Origin of the sequence: Bartonella sp. AP150HLJHH (genome assembly GCF_042196385.1) — a bacterium.
In the GTDB taxonomy this organism is placed as follows: Bacteria; Pseudomonadota; Alphaproteobacteria; order Rhizobiales; family Rhizobiaceae; genus Bartonella.
The window spans coordinates 1-2374 of record NZ_JBHIQC010000075.1; the positions used below are offsets into that span (position 1 = coordinate 1).

Annotated in this window: 1 protein-coding gene; it reads right to left on the bottom strand. The window is 39.7% G+C overall.

The window, feature by feature from the left end; all coding sequences use genetic code 11:
- Positions 1-2219: DEAD/DEAH box helicase family protein (locus ACFING_RS09595; protein ID WP_375630724.1), on the bottom strand; the 2219-nt coding region annotated here is incomplete at its 3' end.
- Positions 2220-2374: the final 155 nt, after the last annotated feature.

Below are 2374 nucleotides of genomic sequence, written 5' to 3' on the forward strand. Positions count from 1 at the left end.
CAAATGCCCCAATAATCACTCATAGTAGATTTTTTAACAATCAGTGTTTTGAGAGCATTGGGAAACTCAACAAAAAAGGGCAATCTTTCTTGTCCTTCATATGTTTGGTGCGGTTCATGAGCTTGTGTCCCAATACGAAGTCCGGATTGTGCCGATTTTTCGTGGAGCGTGATTTCGTCAATAACCGTGGTGACATTCTCTAATTCGGTCTTTTTAGAAACTGTAACAATGTCGATGATAGAGCTTACGTCTTGTCCTAAGACCATCTGGTTAAGGGTTTTACTAAAATTCTCATCATGGGCAAGCAAAGCATTGAGAACTTGCCAGACAACACTGTATCTCTTATTGTTTTTTAATGCCTCTTCTGGTGAAACACCAGCAGGAACACCAACCGGCAAAATGATATAGCCCATCTTTTTGCCTTTTGCACGACGCATCACACGTCCCACTGCTTGTATCACATCCACTTGGCTTTTACGCGGGTGTAAAAACATAACCGCATCAAGGGAAGGAACATCAACACCTTCTGAAAGGCAGCGTACATTGGTTAATATACGGCAGACATTCTCACCCGCATCTTCTTTCAACCAATCAAGTTTTATCGTACGGTTTTTGGCACCAGATTTTCCATTAATATGATCTACTTGACAGTTAAGAGGGGGAATATTTTTATGGTTTTCATGAAGATTACGTAAATCTTTCTTAACTTCTTCATCGTTGAATGTTCTACATATGCGTTCAGAAGTATCAATATCTCTACAAAAAGCCAAAGCCCGATGCATGGGTCTTGTATCATCCCCAAGATCAATTTTCAGATCCATTTTGGTAAGAGCTTGATAACAACCCATGATCTTTGTTCTATCATCAAGAATAAGTTCATAATTCTCATCTGTCATCAGATGCTGGATAGATTTACTCACTTCTCCTTCATCAACACCTAAAACGATAATCTTATAAGGCGTTAAAAGTCCATTTTTTACAGCATGGGAGAAACTATAAGAATAAAAGATTTTGCCATAAAGCTCTTCATCATCCATAGAAGCCAGAACGGCATCAATCTCATTAGCTTGTTTTTTGGCATTATCACTAAAGATACGAGGGGTTGCTGTCATATACAGACGTTTCTTGCCCCGAATAAGGCTATTATTATGAACCTTGATAAACTCAGATTCACTCTTGTCTGTTCCTAACACAGCTCCAGTGGTACGGTGTGCTTCATCACAAATGATCAGATCAAATTCCGGTAAAGCATATTTCTTTTGCGCATCCGAAATCACTTGTATCGAATGGTAGGTAGCAAAGACCACAGTCATGGCATCAGGAGAAACCTTATTGGCTTTTTCTCCAAGCTTTTGAGAATCTGTTGTTGCTGGTAGAGCGAGATCCGAGACATCGAGTTCGGCAGCATCATCTTGGGCTTTACGACGCTTACCAACTTGTGTATCAGAACACACCGCAAAGGAACGCAAGGGGATTGCTGTATCTGCTGTCCATTCTCTTATTGTTTGTGACATTAAAGAAAGAGAGGGGACAAGGAATAAAACACGTTTACCTTGACCAGCAAGAGTTTCTGCTATCTTCAGACTGGTAAAGGTCTTTCCCGTTCCACACGCCATAATCAGCTTGCCGCGGTCTGCTTCTTGTAAACCGTCACAAACAGCTTTAAGCGCTTCTTGTTGATGATCTAAAAGATTTTTCGGTTCTTTTTTCTTAAGAGTAGCTTCCCCTTTGCTTTCAAAGGTTGACCAATCTATTTGACTGTTTTCCAGATCAAAAAGATTAATCCGTTGAATGCGGACTCCTTGTCCTTCACAGGTGAGATCGGCATTGTTACTCCAATTACCTTCGGTGCTATCAACCAGAATACGGCGTGTGAAGATCTTTTTTCCCGAGGCAGCAATAAAGCTATCAATATCTTCCTTCTTGATCTGATGATTTGCACTATAAAACTTACATTGAATAGCGGCATATCCTTCTTCATCACGAATTTTAGCAACCAGATCAATGCCGATATCACGCCCATCTTCCCCATGCTCTTTTGCCCATTCACAATAGGTTTGAACCTTTTCATATTCTTGGCATTGTAGAGGGTCTTGCGTCAAATAAGCAATTACAAACTTTTCAAAAGAAGTTCCTCTATCGCGCGCACTTTCTGTATGATCACGGTAGGACTGTAGCAGAGAGCGTAATGTCAGTGGTTTGTTATGAGATTGAAGCATTTATAATAAAACCCCACCGCTTTATAAGCGTTGATCTATCGGTGTCAAAAAACTTTAAATAGAATCTGCTAGATCTATTTAAAACAAATAGCAATAATAAAATAAAAAAAGGGTGCTAAAGACCCACAACCTGCTTAAAAAGAAATTTTATTAAA